The organism is Paraburkholderia sp. GAS32, assembly GCF_050434225.1.
Lineage (GTDB): Bacteria > Pseudomonadota > Gammaproteobacteria > Burkholderiales > Burkholderiaceae > Paraburkholderia > Paraburkholderia madseniana.
Window position 1 is genome coordinate 123,377 of the sequence record NZ_JBNPVS010000015.1, and the last position, 16,231, is coordinate 139,607.

Consider the following 16,231-nt stretch of genomic DNA (forward strand, 5'->3'; position numbering starts at 1 on the left):
GACGCTGTCGCCGTCAATCGACCTATCCGACATGCAAATCACGAGTCGGCGCATGCGTGCGTTGCCGCGTCTCCCACCCCTCTGCCAAACCCACATCGGCATCGGACGCGGGCAACATGGACACCGCGCGAACCAGGTCCGAAGCGCGTTCAGCGAGCATGATCGTCGGCGCGTTCAGATTGCCATTGGGTTCAGTCGGGAAAACAGATGAATCGATGACTCGCAAGCCTTCGATGCCGCGAACCCGTAACTCGGAATCGACCACGGCCATGTCATCCTCTCCCATGCGACATGAACCGCAAGGATGCATCGTACTTTCAAGGTTCGCCCTGACGAAGGCATCGATCTGTTCATCCGTTTGCACGTCCGGTCCAGGAGCGAGTTCAGCATCACGAAAGCGGTCCATCGCCGGCTGCCCGATGATCTCCCGGGTCAAGCGCACGCAGCGTCGAAATCCTTCCCGGTCCTCTTCCCGATCCAGGTAGTTGAAGCGGATCTCCGGATGCGTATAGGGATCGGCCGACACCGCTCGCACATGGCCCCGGCTCTTCGGCTTGTTCGGCCCGGTCAGCACCATGAATCCGTGTCCTTTGAACGGCTTGTCGCCGTCATAGCGCATGGCGGCCGGCAAGAAATGGAATTGAATGTCGGGCCAGCGCAACCCGGCTTCGGAGCGGATGAATCCGCCCGCCTCGAAATGGTTGCTGGCGCCCAGACCATCCTTGAAAAGAAGCCAGCGCAATCCAATCATGAATTTGCTAAACGGGTCCATTTTCGCGTTGAGCGTGACGGGCTCCTTGCACGCGTACTGGATATAGATTTCCGCGTGATCCTGAAGGTTTTCGCCTACTCCGGGCAGGTGGTGCCGAACCTCGATCCCCGCTTTCCGCAGTACGTCGGCCGGGCCGATTCCAGAACGTTGCAGCAAGTGCGGCGAACCGATAGGACCGGAGGCGATCAATACCTCAGAACGGCACCGCGCGACATGCGTGCGTCCGCCTTGATCGTATGCGACCCCAACGGCGCGCTTGCCCTCGAGAATCACGTGACGTGTCATCGCATTCGTCACTACGGTCAAATTCGGGCGCTTCATTGCAGGGCGCAAGTAGGCGTTCGCGGTCGACCAGCGCACACCATCCTTGACGGTCATGTGCATTGCCCCGAAACCCTCCTGCATATGGCCGTTGCAGTCCTCCGTCTTGATGTATCCGGCTTCTGCCCCTGCCGCGATCCACGCACCGTACAGCGGATTCTCCATGTTGTTGCCGTTGTTGGTGCACAGCGGCCCCTCCGCACCCCGGTACTCATCCCCCCCGAACTTGTAACTCTCGGCCCGGCGAAAATAGGGCAAACAGTTGCGATAACCCCAACCTCGCGCACCCAGTTCCTCCCATTCGTCGAAGTCGCAAGCGTGGCCGCGAATATAGACGAGGCCATTGATCGACGACGAACCTCCCAGCACTTTGCCGCGCGGACAATGCAACTGGCGGCCATTCAAATGAGCCTCGGGCGCGGTCTGATAACGCCAGTTGTACTTGGCCGTATTCATCGGCATCGAAAACGCGCTCGGCATCTGAATGATGACGCTGCGATCGCTGCCGCCGTATTCCAGCACAAGAACGCGGACCGCCGGGTCCTCGGTAAGCCGGTTGGCCAACACACATCCGGCCGATCCGGCGCCCACAATGATGTAATCGAATTGCTCGGTAACCATGATATTTTCCTGATTTCCAGATCTTGACGGGGTCGTCCGTATTTCAGTATCGACCCTTGTCGCCGGTGGTGTATTGCGGTGATGTCTTCTCGATATGAGCGATCACCGATTCCTCATACTTCAGATCGAGCGAGCGCGACAAGGCGTAGTAGGCGATGCCCGAGACGAACAGACCGACCAGCCACGCCAGATCGACGCTACCCATGGCACGCGCAAGCGGGCCGACATACACCTCGTTTGAGCCGTCGAGAACACAGAAGAACGGAATCATCGCGACAAAGCCGATTGCGTATGCGATCAAACCGCGTGCACCCCATGTTCCGTACAGATTGTTGTGAGGCATGAAGAAGTGCGGAATGGCATAGCGACCCTTGCGGACGAAGAAGTAGTCCGTCAGATTGACAGCGGTCCAGGGCACGAGAAAATACAGCATGACGACGAGGTAAATATTCAGGACGGAGAGTCCCTTACCCGAGGTATAGATGCTGAGCGCAACACCCAGCTGAAGGATCACCACAAAGAGAATCGCCAGAATACGAGCCTTGGGCGTCGGCTGGACTTTATGGAACGAATCGAGTGCTGTGATGGCCGTCAATTTGGCGCTATAGATGTTCATTGCGATCACCGGCAGAAACGCCAGAATCGTGACGCCGACCACCACACTTCCCATCCCCGGCGCCAGGTCGTTACCCACCTGACTCAATGCGACCAGCACATCGGTCGCGTGCAGATGGTCCGCGAGCCAGCCGCCAATCGCGATCATCCACGCACCCGACAGGGATGCGCCGAGAAACACAGCCGCGATCAGCTTGCCGCTCGGCGTGTTTTTCGGCAGGTAGCGCGAATAGTCGGATACATACGGCGCGTAAGCGATGTTGTAGCTGGCGGCGGCCGCGAATTGCGCAATGAACGCAATCCAGTTGAAGCCCAGCGGTGGCGTCGGTGTCACGCCCGGTGCGACAGCGGCGAGGGGCACGTCAGGCACCCAGTGCATCAGGACGGCCACCGTGACCAGACCATAGAGGGGAAGCGACAGGTACAACGCCCATTTGAAACTGCGGTGCATCCAGTCGTGGCCGAGAATCGCCAGAACCGAAGCCGGCACGGTCACGGCCAACGCCACCTTGACGGGGTCCCAATTGAACAAGGCTTTGAGACCTTGCATCATCAGCACCAGGTTGACGATGTTGAATCCTGCAAACACGAATAGCGTCGCCAACAGGACGACGATGACCCCGCGATAACCGAATTGCGCTCTCGACTGGATCATCTGCGGCAAGCCGAGATGCGGGCCTTGCGAGCCGTGAAAGGCCATGAACAAGGTGCCGAACATGATGCCAAGCGTACCGGCTATCGTGGTCCACAGCGCGCTCAGACCAATGCTGGGACCAACAAAACCGATGGTCATGGTGAAGAATGTGAAGTTACCCAGAAACCAGAATGGCCCCTGCCTGGACAATCTGTCGGTTCTTTCGCTATCCGGAATGAAATCGATCGAGTGACCTTCGATCGCGCCATGCTCGACGCCAACTACCGTGCTTTTAACTACTTCGTCTGTTGCTTGCATCATGTACCCCTGACAGCAATGAGAGGTTGATGGAATAGATTTGATCCGGCATGCATGCTGGCCGCGGCGCCACGCTCGTCTGGAGACGCCTCCGGCGCATTGACGGTTCAGTGCAGCGTGATCCAGACCGCCTTGCTCTCCATCAGATGATCGAGTTGCTCGGGGCCGAGGTCTTTGCCAAAGCCGGATTCCTTGAATCCGCCGAACGGCATCGAAGGATCGATCGTGCTATGGGCATTGACGTAGACGGTACCCGCGCGCAGTTGCGGGATCAGTTTGTGAACGCGATTCAGGTCATTGGAGTAGATCGCGGCAGCAAGACCGTATGGCGAGTCATTCGCCTGCGACAACGCATCGCCCAGATCGTCAAAGGGCGTGGTCACCAGCACAGGTCCGAAGATTTCTTCACGGACGATCTTCATGTCGCTGCGGCAATGCGTAAAGATGGTCGGTTCGACGAAGTAGCCTGCCCGGTCCAACACGCGGCCACCATGCACGATTTCCGCGCCTTCGCGGCGCCCGGCTTCGATATAGGAAGCGACGCGATCCTTCTGCAGCGCGGAAACGAGCGGGCTGATGAAGCAATCGCGATCGAGGCCCGGTGCGATCTTCAACTTACGCGTGTGCTCGACTAGCGCGCCAATGAATCTGTCGTGAATGCCGCGCTGGATGTAAACCCGCGTACCCGCGTCGCAGACCTGTCCAGAATTGAAGAAGACGCCGTTTGCTACGGCCTGGGCCGCCGCTTCGATGTCTGCGTCCTCGAGCACGAGTACCGGCGATTTTCCGCCCAGTTCGAGTGTCATACGTTTGATGCCGCCCACAGCCGCTTGCCCGACAGTTCGGCCCACCTCGGTGGAACCGGTGAACGTGATCTTGTCTATGCCCGGATGAGCGGCCATAGCGGCACCAATTTCGCGCCCTCGCCCCGTTATGACATTCACGACGCCATCCGGAATTCCAGCCTCCTGCACCAACTCTGCGAAGCGAAGTGTGGACAGCGACGTGAGTTCGGCGGGTTTGATCACGGTCGTACAACCGGCAGCGAGCGCCGCCGCAACCTTCCACGCCATGGTTTGCAGCGGGAAGTTCCACGGCACGATAACGCCGACCACGCCGATGGGCTCCTTGCGCGTGTAAGCAACGTATTCACCAGGCAGGGAGGGTTCTACCGTACGGCCGTGGAGCTTCGACGCCCAACCGGCGAAATAGCGGAAGGTGTCGATCGTGCCTTGTACGTCGACGTCACGCGCATTGGCAACAGACTTGCCTACGTCGATCGATTCGATCTCGGCCAACTCCGTTGCATTCGCTTCGATCAGATCGGCGAGGCGATGCAGCAGTCGTTCGCGCTCAAGGGGTTTGAGCTTTCTCCACGGTCCACCGTCGAACTGCTTGCGGGCAGCGTCGACCGCACGATCCAGATCGGTGGTCGTACCCAGGGGAATGTGCGTGATCACGCCCGCGGTAGACGGTTCGAGCACTGTGCAGGATTCGCGATCGCCTTGTGGCACCCAGGCACCGCCAATTAACATCTTCTGCGGCCGGGTGAGAAAGCGTTGTGTCTCTTCCCGGATGCCGAACGTCTCCAGATAGGTTTGTACGACCTTGTCCATCATTGTCTCCTGTCTTACGGATTGACTGCTATTCGGCCTCTCATGAGCCGGTTTCGTGCAGAAAGGTCCGCCTGTTCCTGGCACGTTTGTTCGTGGATCCTGCGTTGTAGCCGACAGGTTCGGCCGTTCAAAAGCGACCGGGGTCCATCGATATAAACGCGGCTTGTGGCAGCGCGGTGTTTTGAGAGACTATGGACGACAAGGCCGGGGGTAAAAATAACGTGAATCAGATGTTCATATCGGGAATACCGAAGCAAGTGGCGCAAGGAGAGCAACGACCGTGATCCAGTTGCAGGACGTGGACCTCAAGCTACTGAGGGTTTTCATGACGGTGGTACGGTGCGGCGGATTTTCCGCTGCCCAGGCGACCCTGAACGTTAGCCAGTCGACAATCAGCGAGCAAATGACAACGCTCGAAACGCGCCTCGGACTCAAGCTTTGCGAGCGGGGCCGGAGCGGATTTCGCCTCACCGAACACGGCGTGGCCACTTTCGAGGCAGCGCAACGGCTGCAGGTGGCGGTAGAGAGCTTCTGTGTGGATACCGACGCGCTAAAAAAACACGTCTCAGGAAAGCTGTACCTCGGCATCATTGACAACACGGTGACCGACTCGGCCTCGCCGCTGCCGCAGGCGCTGCAAGCGTTTGTATCGAGAGGGCACGACGTGCATCTGGATGTCTACGTCGGCACGCCCGCCGAACTGGAAGAACGTGTGCTGGACGGCCGGCTGCATATCGCAGTCGGGCATTTTCCGCTTCACGTGCCGGGGCTGACCTACACCGACCTGTATTGCGAACCGGACGGTCTGTATTGCGGGAAGGGTCACGCATTCGCAGGCCGATTGCCTGGCGACGCCGCGCTCGACGAGGCCATCGCATCCAGCCGTGTGGTAGCGCGAGGGTATCTTCAGCAGCACGACCTGCGAATGCTGAAAGTGAGCAAAGCCGCAGCAACCGTCGACAATATCGAGGCGCAGGCCATCCTTATTTTATCGGGCGCCTACATCGGATTTCTGCCGATTCACTACGCCGCCCGTTGGGTCGCGCGCGGCGAGATGCATCAGATCTGCCCGGCGCAGCTCGGCTCGCATTGGCCATTTTGCGCGATCACGCGGCGGGCCGCCGCGCCGCCTACCATCCTGCAGGTCTTCATGATCGACCTGATGGAAAGCTACCGTATGGTTCAGCGGACGGCACCCATCGCATAGGGCTACCGCAGCGTCGTGCGGCACGACCCTTCGCCATGGTTGGGCGACATGAACCTACGGCTGCGTCGACGCCAGCGGCGTAGGCTCACCATTTCGATAGGTATAAATCGTGATTGGCGAGTCCGTCAGGTCGCGGTTTCTGTCAAACCGGTAGTGCCCGGAAACACCATGAGAATCGATGCCGGCGAGCGCGGCACGATACTGAGCCGGTTCGATCGAATTGGCTTTCTGCATTGCCTGCGCCACGATATTCACGCCATCGTACAAGGCCGCGCTGTAGGTCAACGGATCAGTATGAAAGCGTTGCTTGTAGTCCGCCTTGAACTGACGACCCTCGGGTGTCTGATCGAGCACCGGGCCGCCTTGTGGGCAATACACGCGTGTATCGACCGCATCGCCGCCGAGTTTCGCCAGTTCGGCGTTGCACATGGCATCGCCGCCGAGGAGATAGCCGTTCATCGCAAGGCGCTTCATCTGTTTGCGCAGCGCACCGGCTTGCGCGTAATAACCGCCGTAGAAAATCCCTTCCGCGTTCGCGCCCTTGACGTGTGTGAGGATCGAGACGAAGTCGGTCGCCTTGTCGGTCGTATATTCCCGATCGACAATCTCGATGCCGTTGGCTTTAGCGGCATTGACGAATTCATCGGCGAGGCCCTGCCCATATGCGGTGCGATCGTCAATCACCGCGATGCGCTTGATCTTCAGTTCCTTTGCCGCAAATTCACCCATCCGGCTGCCCAGTTGCGTATCGCTGGCGGAGATGCGAAACACGAACGGATAGCCGTGTTGCGTGATCGACGGATTCGACGCGACGGTCGCCATCACGATTCCGGACACGTTCACCAGGTTTGAAATCGGAATCGCGACCCCCGAATTGAACGGCCCGAAGATGACCTTCACGTTGGCGTCGACCAGGCTTTGCGCAACCGTCATGCCGGTACGCGGATCGGCGGCGTCATCCTGCGAAACCAGTTCGAAACGGGTTTTCTGGCCACCGATCACAAGCCCCTGTGCATTCAGACGCTCGATCGCCATCCTGACGCCGTTTTCGTCGTCCTTGCCGATGGCGGCCTGCGGACCGGTCAAGGGTCCGGTCAAACCGATTTTGACCACCTGCTCTGCCGCCGTCGCGCCCACCGACACCATGCTCAAAGCGACTGCTGCCAACCAGCTTGCACCTGCGTACGGCTTTTTCATCGTGCTCTCCTCACATCATGACGTGCCTGACCGCCTTGCCGCCGGAAGTGGCGAACGCGTGGCGCTTCGGCACAGAAAACATCGCTTTGGGGCCGCACTGTCCGTATGCCTTCGCCGAACGTTGGGCAGTGGGGTTGACAGCAATTCTGTGTAGCCAAATTCCTCAATAAAATGCACCATTGATGAAACACATTTCGGTAATTCCCGAAGTAATCGAGAGGCGGCACGATGCAAGTTCAGGACACGGATCTCAAGCTGTTGCGGATCTTCGAAACCATCGTGCGATGCGGCGGTTTCGCCGCGGCACAACCGATTCTCAACATTGGTGCATCGAGCATCAGCGAATACATGTCGCAACTGGAGACCCGCCTCGGGCTGCGCTTGTGTGAACGCGGACGCGCGGGTTTTCGCCTCACGGAAGAAGGCGCGGAGTTGCACGCCGCCGCGCAACGTCTGCTCGGTGCCGTCGATACGTTTCATATGGAAGCTGGCGCGTTGCGCAATCAGCTTTCCGGCGTGCTGCGCTTTGGCATGATCGAAGCGACCTTGACCGACAAATACTCGCCGCTGCCGGCCGCGATTCGCGAGTTTGGCCAGATGGCGCCCGAAGTCCGCCTGCACGTGCAGATCGACACACCGGGGAGCATGGAGCAGCACGTGCTGGACGGCCGCCTGCATCTCGCCGTGGGGCCGTTTCCCGCGCGTATCCCCGGCCTCGACTACGTGCCGCTCTATCGCGAGGAACAGGGGCTTTACTGCGCGTCCACCCATCCGCTGTATGAACGGGCAAGCGGACGCGTGCCCGTTGCGGTGCTCAGCAAACAGCGGCTCGCTGCCCGCGCGTATCTCGGCAACCAGGAGCTCAAGCTGCTGCGCATGCCGCAGGCCGCAGCCTCGGTCGACAACGTCGAAGGCCGAGCCATGCTGATCCTGTCGGGCAACTACATCGGCTTTCTACCGCCCCACTACGCGCAGCCTTGGGTAGACGGCGGTCTGTTGAGCCGCATCGATCCCGAGCACTATGTGACACATCTGGACTTTCAGATCATCACGCGCAAGGGCGGCGAATCGGCGCGGGTAGTGCTGGCCTTTTGCAACCAGTTGCGGGTTGCGGCCAAGCAGGTGAGCCGCGCCACGCGGAGCAGCAAATAGCGTGCGCCGCGTTATGCGATTGCGGTCCACGATGAGCGTGACCGGCAATCGCGTTCGCGTGGCGTAAGAGAATCCCGTTTAACGGGTGAGGTTTCGCTTGACCTTGCGTTGATGCATCACGCGGCCGATCGTGTTCAGCAGCAATTGCGCCGCCAGAATCGAAGTCGAACCGGAATGGTCGTAGTCCGGCGCGACTTCCACAAGATCGATACCGATCACGTCACCCTGCTCGGCGAGTCCTGCGAACAATTCGAGTCCTTCGTAATAGAGCAGGCCACCATGGCTCGGCGTGCCCGTGCCCGGCGCGATCGACGGATCGAAACCGTCGATATCGATCGTCAGGTAATAACGCACGCCCTTGGGAATACGGTCCAGAACGCCCTGGATGCCGAGGCGCCGCAGGTCGCGCACCGAGATGATGTCCGAACCCATCTCGCGCGCCTGTGCGTATCCTTCGCGTGCGGTGGACGACACGTTGCGGATGCCGATCTGCGTCATGCCCGACACCACGCTCTTCTCCGCTGCACGACGCAACGGATTGCCATGGCCGTGACGTACGCCGTGACGCTCGTCGACGAAATCGAGGTGGGCGTCGATATGCACGATATGAAACGGCTCCTGACCTTCGAACGCATTGATGCAGGGAATGTTGATCGAATGATCGCCGCCCATCACCACCGGCAACGCGCCCGCCGCCAGGATCTTGCGCACGCCGTACTCGATATTTGCGTGGCTCTTCTCCGTGTTGGTGTGCACCATGTCCGCGTCGCCGATATCGACGATCCGAACTTCGTAGCTGGGCAAATAGACGACGTCGTCTTCGAAATCGTATGCGCCGCCATGACCGAACGAAAACAGGGTCGACGCATCGCGAATCGAGCGCGGGCCGAACCTGGCGCCTGCCCGCCATTGCGTACCGCAGTCGAAGGGAGCGCCCATCACCGCGACATCCGCGTCGATCTTGTCCCAGTCAAGACACAACGGAGACTTCGCGAACGTGCAGATTCCAACAAACGGCAAATTCAGCCGACCTGTTTCGTAGCTGTTTTCAGACATGCTTATCTCCGTCCTGTTATGGATTCAGCTAGGTGCGGCGCACGCGCTACTGCCGTCTTCACGGCAGCAACGCCCGTTATGACGGGCCAGCGGTTTATCTGGAACGGAGTCTAGGCAAACAAATTCAACGGGAAAATGCCAAACATGAGAAATGCACTTCGGAAGATTCCGAAGCAATGTTACAGCGCGGCAGGCACTCCGCCACATCGTTACGCACGGGTGGCCCGGTTCGGTCATCGAGATGTTGAAGATTATCGATCCGCTAACCAATCCCACGGCCTACGGCGCGAGCGCAGCGTCCACCGCAGGCAGATAGCTGTTGAAGCCGGCTTCCACGAGGGCTGCACGCACACGCTCGAGTTCGCGCTGCATTTCTTCACCAACGTCGTCTTGCAGCGCGCGAGCGAGGACACGGCCGCGCGCCACAAACAGGTCCGCCCAAGGCAGCGGCTCGGCACGCGTATAGCCTTCGAGGGCAGCGGCATAGCGCAGTGCGCCAGCCGCGTCGCCGGCGGACATCATCGCTTCGATGGCGTCGCGATAGAACCACAGATGATTGTGACCAACCGCGCCGCGGTCCAACATGTCGGCGCCTTCGGCGAGCAGACGCACGCGTTCGCCGTCGTCCTCGACGGCGCGGCTCAGTACGCCCACCGCCTTGGGGGCGCTGAACTGCGTGCCTACCTCGCGGCAAATCGCCAGCGCTTCACGCAACAATTCCGTGGCCTCACGCCGATGGCCGTTCGCGAGCAGCACACGCGCCCGCATTTCCATATTTTGTGCCTCGAAGCGGCGAGCGCCCAGTTGACGGATGATCAGCTTCTCGCGCTCGAGATGGGCGAGCGTAGCCTGCATGTCGCCCAATTCGTAGCTGGCAAAGGCACCCAGCGTTTCGCACAGCATCTGCGCACGTGGCTGGCCGACCAGCGCAGCAGTGCGTGCAGCGGCGCTGACGTCCTCGTGCGCTGCACGTGCCTCGTTGAGATAGATCCTGCTGAAGCCCGCCATCGAACGATTCGCAACCTCGATGCGGCCGAAGCCGTGTTCGCGGCTTAGCGCAACGCACCGGCTGAAGTGCTCGAAAGCAGTACGCATGCGCCCTTGCGCGTAGGCCGCATCCGCAAGGCCGCCAAGCGCACGCGCCTCCGCTTCTGGCGCGCCGAGACGCCGTGCATAGGCGAGCCCGCGCTCATGTTCGGTGCAACAATCGTCGATCCTGCCAAGCGGAAAGAAGATGTTGCCGCGCAGGTGATGCAGGCGCGCAAGTTCAGGCACCTGATCCAGACGTTGCGCCACTTGCTGGGCCGCGTCGAGCAGCGCGAGGGCTTCGGCGAGGCCTTCGCTCACCCGCAGACCTTCGGCGAGCCCAAGCTGGGACTGGCAGAGACTCGCTTCGTCCGGAGCGGCGGCCACCGCCGCACGGTACGTCGCGATCGATGCGGCGATGTCGCCGAGATCTCGTTGGAGTTCTCCCCTGAAACAGATCAGCGCGTGGCGATCCCTATCCGTTTGCGCGATTTGCAGACCTCGCTCGACGAGCCGCAATGCCGCGTCGGCAAAGTAGGCCGCGCGTTGCGCGATCGCAGCGTCGAGGTAGGCGCGCGGTGCCCGCTCGTCCTCGGCGCGATCGAGATGCTGGGCGCGCAGTACGGGGTCCGTCGCCGCAAACCAGTCGGCAGCGAGGCGATGCAACTCGCGCCGGCGTGCCCGCAGCAGTGTCGAGTAAGCGCTCTCCTGGATGAGCGCGTGGGCAAACAGGAAATCTTCGCCCTCCGGCAAGACGAGTGCGTTGGCGACAAGCCCGTGACAGACGTACTCCGGTGCATCGATCAGCCGCCGCAGTAAGGGAAGGCCAAAGCGCTGTCCAATGACCGCGGCAGCCTGGAAGGCCTCGCGGTCGCGCGCAGTCAACCGGTCCATGCGCGCCAGCACGAGGCTCTGGATCGTCGCGGGGACCGCCTCCTCACTCCCTTCTTCGGCGTTATGCAGGAGCTGTTCGAGGAACAGCGGATTGCCGCCGGCCCGCTCGATGCAGGCACGCGCGATACGTTCGGTCGCATCGATAAAGCTGCCGGCAAGATTCAGCGCCTCGTCGCTGCGCAATGGGCCAAGGTCGATCGTGGCGAAGGGCGTGCCGCGGCAACCTGCCCGCCATGCCGCGTCGAGCGGATCGCCGTCCACGCGCGAAGTCATCACAAGCAGGCCCGGGCCGTTCGCGATCGCTACGGCGAAGGCGGCCAGGTAACCGAGCACCTGTGGGTCCGCCCAATGAAGGTCTTCCACGACAATCATGGTCGGCCCGCGCCGGCAGGCATCCTGCGCGATCGCCGCGGCAACCGTGCGCTTGCCGCGCGTCCGAGCGCTGTTGTCCATCGCGTTGTAAAGCGTGCGCCCTTCCCCGGTTTGCGCAAGGTCGAGGATGTCGTGGAGAAACATCAACTGATCCGGGCCGACGGCACCGGACGTGGCAAACCGCTCGGCGGCCGCGCGTCGTTCGTCGGAACCGGCCGCGGGCGGCAGGCCCAGCAGACTGCCGACAATGGTGAGAATGGGGTCCTGGCCTTTGCCCACGCCGAAATCCAGCACGAGGCCGCGGTGGCTGGCAAAGCCCAGTGTTTCGACGAAACGGCGCATTTCGTCGACGAGCCGCGTCTTGCCGATGCCCGCCTCACCGCGGACATAAACAACGTGGCCGGCTTGCTGCTCGAGGCACGTGCGGGCGACGCCCTTGAACTGCTCGAGTTCAGCCTTGCGGCCGACAAACACGCTGCGGCTTGCCATAACGGGTTCAAAGGCGAGACCGCGCAGACGCCACACCTGCACCGGCGAGTCGATCCCCTTGAAACGCATTGCGCCGACGGCGTCGCTCATCACGCCATCGCCCAGCGCGCGATGCACGCTATCGGAGAGCAGCGTTTCGCCGGGGCCGGCGGCGGCAACCAGCCGGGCGGCGAGGTTCACGGAGTCGCCGAGCACCGTGTAGTCCTGAACATCCGCGCGATCGAGCGGCCCCGCGACCACCTCGCCGCTGGCGATGCCCACATGCGCCCTCAGCGGAGGCGCGCCCTGCTCGCCCAGTCCGTTAAGTGCCTCATGAATCTCCAGCGCGGCACGCGCCGCGCGTAGCGGATCGGTATCGTGCGCGCGCGGCGCACCGAAGATTGCCATCACGGCATCGCCAATGTGCTTGTCGATCGTGCCGCCGTAACCGAGGACGATCCCATCGACGAGCGCGGTGTAACGACCTGTCAACTCGCGCAATTCTTCAGGATCGAGCGTCTGCGACAGCGCGGTGAAACCACACAGATCGGCGAAGAGGATGGTGACTTGCCGGCGCTCGCTGGCCGGCGCGTTCACAGCGGGCGGCGCTGCGCACAATGCAGCGCCGCGCTGATCGGCAATCGCCGCCAGCAGGCGCTTGCGGTGGCCGAGCGAGAGGACACCGAGTTCTTTCAGGTCCGCGTCGCCGAGTTGTGCCAGCATCGCGAGATCGATGTCGTTCCCAACAAATGCGGGTGCATATTGCTCAAGCCCCAATGCATGCAGCCACTGATCGATATCCATCGCCGCCGCCCAATCCGGTGCGTGTACGAACACGCATGCTGCGTCGCAGCTCGTTGCCGCGCGGGTTGTCGACCGTATGCCCGAACCGGGCCGCGTCGCCCGAACAATCATACGAATCGGCGCACCGCCTGGCGCCGCGCTGCGACGGGCGCAACGTATTCCGTGTTCAAGTCCTTCCCGCCTAAAATACAGTGTACGTCCAGCGTGAAAGAAACGGCCACCGGGCGAGATTCCATCCGCCCTCACCGGGAAGCACCGTGAAGCCAGCTACCACAGGTTCCTCGCCCGTAGCCCACTCCGGGCCACGCTTCACGGGCCTCGTCGGGGACCTGTCGGCCGGCATGGTGTCGACATTGGTCATGCTCTGCTACGCAATGAGCCTGGGCACCCTGATCTTCAGCGCGGATCTCGCCCGTTACGCAGTGCTTGGCGTACCCACGGCCTTTATCAGTTGCGTAGTGACGGCGCTGGTGATCGCTTTGACGAGTTCGATGCGCATGAACATCGCCGGCCCCGACGGCAACGCGACGGCGTTTCTTGCCGGTGTGGCGGCCGGCGTCGCGAGCAGCGTGCGCGCTAACGGCGGTACGCCGCAGACAATTCTGCTGACGGTGCTGATCGCCATCGCGCTGTGTTCAGTGGTGACAGGCGTCATTCTGTATGCGGTCGGTTCGTCGAAGCGCAGCCGTTCCCTGCAATTCCTGCCTTATCCGGTCGTAGGCGGCTTCCTTGCCGGTACGGGCTACCTCCTGCTAGCCGGCGCGTTTCGGGTCGTGACCGGCGAGCCCTTGAACTGGCACACATTGGCGCTGGTGACACACCTGAACTGGCTGGCGTGGGCACCCGCTGTGCTGGTGTGCGCGTTAGCCACGCTCCTGTCGCGCACATGGAAACACGCTGCGGCGCTGCCGATCACGCTTGCATTCGGCGTCGCGCTGTTTTACCTGCTTCTGCTTGCTGCAGGCTTGTCGATCGACGACGCCCGCAACACGGGATTATTGCTTCCGCGCGTGGCGCTGCACGCGATACGGATTCCGGAGCTGCATCTGCCGGCATCGCTGGCGCACGGGGGCGTCGACTGGTCGGCCATCGCTGCGCACTTGCCGGAGACACTCATGGTCACGTCGATTTCGGCAATCACGATCCTGATGAATTCGACGGCGATTGGCGCAGCCACGGGCGAAGACATTGACCTGAACCGCGAAATGAAGGCGGCCGGCATCGCCAACATCGCGAGCGGGATGTTAGGCGGGATGGTCGGTTATCAGTCGTACAACCGATCGATGCTCAACGCACGCGCGGGTGCGACAAGTCGTATGGCAGGCGTATTCGCCTCCCTCGCGTGTCTGTTCGTGCTGGCCGTCTCGCCGGACCTGGTGGCGCTATTTCCGGTGCCGGTGCTGGTCGGGCTGCAGCTCTTCATGGGACTGCGCCTGTTGATCCAGTGGCTAGTAGGCGCATATCGCCAGCTCAACTGGTATGAGTATCTGCTTGTACCGCTTATTCTGGGCGCTATTGCGTTCTACGGCGTCGTCCCGGGGGTGGTGGCCGGCGTCATCGCCGCCTGTGTGATGTTCGCCCTGCTGTACGGCCGTATCAGTTGCATTCGCATGGAGTTCGATGGCAGTACGCGCACATCGAATGTCGAGCGCAGTATCGAGGCAACCGGACGGCTTCACGAACTAGGTGCACGGGTGTGCGGAACGTGTCTGCAGGGCTTCCTCTTCTTCGGCACCGCCAATTCGATCTTGCAGCGCGTGCGCGAACGGCTAACCCGGCACGGGCCGGTACCCGTTCGCTTTGTCGTGCTCGACTTCGCTTCGACCAACGGCCTGGACGCGTCGGTATCGGTCAGCTTCGTCAAGCTCAGGCAACTGTGTGCGACGCTCGATGCTGACCTGGTGTTGACGGGGCTGCCGGCACGCTCGCGTGACCTGCTCCTGAAGACCGGCACGCTGAACCTCCGGATCCACGAGTTCGCTTCGCTGGATGCTGGGCTGGAATGGGTCGAAGATACGCTTCTCGCGTCGGATCCACGCGCGCTGCCGCGCGGCGAAGAGGATTTCCACGCGATGCTCGCGCCGCATTTCACGCCGCGCGCGCTTGAAAGGCTGTTGGCCCTTCTGGATGTGCGCGAGCTTGACGCGGGGCAGCCGGTGTTCCGTCACGGCGAACCGGGGGACGCCATGTACTTCGTCGAGCGCGGCCGTGTCACCGTCTTGCTGCGGCTTGCTGACGGCAGATCCCTCAGGTTGCGCTCGTTCGGACCAGGTACGATCGTCGGCGAAATGGCGGTGTACACGCAGCAGGTGCGCAGCGCGGATGTGCTTGCAGAGGGTCCCGCGCGTGTCCGGCGTTTGACGCTCGAGTCGTTGCGTGCGCTCGAGCAGGACGATCCCGAGACCGCGCAGCAAATTCATCGTTTTGTCGTCAAGGTCATGGCGTCACGGCTGGCTGTTGCGGACGAGGCATTGCGCGCGGCGCATTGACAGGCTCGTTCGATTGTCACGCACTGACGCGAGATGAACACTCCCCAACCAGATTACCCTTGATCAGGCACGCTGCAGTACGGTGTCGTCGTCCTGAGTATGTGGAGTACAAGTCGCCATGAAAAAACGTACCCGGTACGTAACGGCAATATTGGCCGCACTCGTTGTTATCGGGTTGCTCTTTTTGCCGTTACCGCAGCAGGTTGGGCTCGACACCCGCATCGTTACGGTTGCGTCGATTCAACGTCCCTCCAAAGTCGTGTTCGACTATGTCACGACACCCGCTCACTGGCCAGCCTGGCATCCATCGTCACTCGCGGTCAGTGGCGCCGTTGACCATTCGCTCGATCTGGGCGAGCAGGTCGTGGAGGAGTTCCGTGTGGCGGGCCGACGCGGCAGCGTGGTGTGGACCGTCACTGCGCGCGAGCCTCCAGGCAAATGGAAAATAGACGGAAAGATTGAAGGCAGATCGGCTGGCACTGTCACGTATTTACTGACATCGACCGCGAGCGGAACACGCTTCGAGCGAACGTTCACTTATCACGCGCCGTCGTTGTGGTTCGCGATACTCAACTGGCTTGTTCTGCGCGCGCGGATTCAAGCGGAATCCGACACGGCAGTGTTGCAACTTAAGGACCTTCTGGAAGTGACATCGCAGCAATAGCAATC

10 protein-coding genes and 1 pseudogene are annotated in these 16,231 nt (G+C 61.4%); 5 read left to right on the forward strand and 6 right to left on the reverse strand.

The genetic code is table 11. The features are described from left to right. Positions 1 to 22: 22 nt before the first annotated feature. From betA to P3T25_RS19815, 3 genes are all read right to left on the reverse strand, one after another. Complete coding sequence (gene betA, locus P3T25_RS19805) at positions 23 to 1,714, reverse strand: choline dehydrogenase (protein ID WP_429358746.1); 1,692 nt, start codon at positions 1,712 to 1,714, stop codon at positions 23 to 25. A 43-nt stretch (positions 1,715 to 1,757) separates the two neighbouring features. Then, positions 1,758 to 3,284, reverse strand: a complete 1,527-nt coding sequence (locus P3T25_RS19810; RefSeq protein ID WP_171929126.1) for a purine-cytosine permease family protein — start codon at positions 3,282 to 3,284, stop codon at positions 1,758 to 1,760. Between the two features lie 104 nt (positions 3,285 to 3,388). Continuing rightward, positions 3,389 to 4,897, reverse strand: a complete 1,509-nt coding sequence (locus P3T25_RS19815) for an aldehyde dehydrogenase family protein (protein WP_154559395.1) — start codon at positions 4,895 to 4,897, stop codon at positions 3,389 to 3,391. A gap of 280 nt (positions 4,898 to 5,177) precedes the next feature. Here P3T25_RS19815 and P3T25_RS19820 point away from each other — a divergent pair, with 280 nt between their 5' ends. Further along, positions 5,178 to 6,104 (forward strand): LysR family transcriptional regulator, encoded by a 927-nt coding sequence (locus tag P3T25_RS19820; protein ID WP_266259950.1) that lies wholly within the window; start codon positions 5,178 to 5,180, stop codon positions 6,102 to 6,104. Between the two features lie 54 nt (positions 6,105 to 6,158). On the opposite strand, the gene P3T25_RS19825 is transcribed toward P3T25_RS19820, so the two are convergent. Continuing rightward, positions 6,159 to 7,301, reverse strand: coding sequence for a branched-chain amino acid ABC transporter substrate-binding protein (locus P3T25_RS19825; protein WP_154559396.1), 1,143 nt, complete (start codon positions 7,299 to 7,301; stop codon positions 6,159 to 6,161). Positions 7,302 to 7,529: 228 nt separating this feature from the next. On the opposite strand from P3T25_RS19825, the gene P3T25_RS19830 reads away from it, so the two are divergent. Further along, positions 7,530 to 8,453, forward strand: coding sequence for a LysR family transcriptional regulator (locus P3T25_RS19830; RefSeq protein ID WP_154559397.1), 924 nt, complete (start codon positions 7,530 to 7,532; stop codon positions 8,451 to 8,453). A gap of 78 nt (positions 8,454 to 8,531) precedes the next feature. Here the strand turns inward: P3T25_RS19830 and speB are convergent, their stop codons facing one another. Then, positions 8,532 to 9,509: an agmatinase gene (gene speB / locus P3T25_RS19835; protein ID WP_429358747.1), complete on the reverse strand. Its 978-nt coding sequence runs from the start codon at positions 9,507 to 9,509 to the stop codon at positions 8,532 to 8,534. A 148-nt stretch (positions 9,510 to 9,657) separates the two neighbouring features. Here speB and P3T25_RS19840 point away from each other — a divergent pair. Next, positions 9,658 to 9,807: pseudogene (locus P3T25_RS19840) on the forward strand (epoxide hydrolase); the annotation flags it as partial. Here P3T25_RS19840 and P3T25_RS19845 read toward each other — a convergent pair. After that, the gene (locus P3T25_RS19845; protein ID WP_429358748.1) at positions 9,789 to 13,106 is read right to left on the reverse strand and encodes an adenylate/guanylate cyclase domain-containing protein; all 3,318 of its coding nucleotides are present in this window, start codon (positions 13,104 to 13,106) and stop codon (positions 9,789 to 9,791) included. The pseudogene P3T25_RS19840 and the gene P3T25_RS19845 sit on opposite strands and share 19 nt — an antisense overlap. A gap of 224 nt (positions 13,107 to 13,330) precedes the next feature. On the opposite strand from P3T25_RS19845, the gene P3T25_RS19850 reads away from it, so the two are divergent. Further along, positions 13,331 to 15,562 carry a SulP family inorganic anion transporter gene (locus tag P3T25_RS19850; protein ID WP_266259955.1) on the forward strand — a complete coding sequence of 744 codons (2,232 nt, stop codon included), beginning with the start codon at positions 13,331 to 13,333 and terminating at the stop codon, positions 15,560 to 15,562. Between the two features lie 118 nt (positions 15,563 to 15,680). Further along, positions 15,681 to 16,226, forward strand: a complete 546-nt coding sequence (locus tag P3T25_RS19855) for an SRPBCC family protein (protein ID WP_266242069.1) — start codon at positions 15,681 to 15,683, stop codon at positions 16,224 to 16,226. Positions 16,227 to 16,231: the final 5 nt, after the last annotated feature.

Excerpts from the sequence above, each read along its gene's own strand:
- betA (WP_429358746.1), bottom strand. The coding sequence starts at position 1,714 with ATGGTTACCGAGCAATTCGATTACATCATTGTGGGCGCCGGATCGGCC.
- P3T25_RS19810 (WP_171929126.1), bottom strand. The coding sequence starts at position 3,284 with ATGATGCAAGCAACAGACGAAGTAGTTAAAAGCACGGTAGTTGGCGTC.
- P3T25_RS19815 (WP_154559395.1), bottom strand. The coding sequence starts at position 4,897 with ATGGACAAGGTCGTACAAACCTATCTGGAGACGTTCGGCATCCGGGAA.
- P3T25_RS19825 (WP_154559396.1), bottom strand. The coding sequence starts at position 7,301 with ATGAAAAAGCCGTACGCAGGTGCAAGCTGGTTGGCAGCAGTCGCTTTG.
- P3T25_RS19830 (WP_154559397.1), top strand. The coding sequence starts at position 7,530 with ATGCAAGTTCAGGACACGGATCTCAAGCTGTTGCGGATCTTCGAAACC.
- speB (WP_429358747.1), bottom strand. The coding sequence starts at position 9,509 with ATGTCTGAAAACAGCTACGAAACAGGTCGGCTGAATTTGCCGTTTGTT.
- P3T25_RS19855 (WP_266242069.1), top strand. The coding sequence starts at position 15,681 with ATGAAAAAACGTACCCGGTACGTAACGGCAATATTGGCCGCACTCGTT.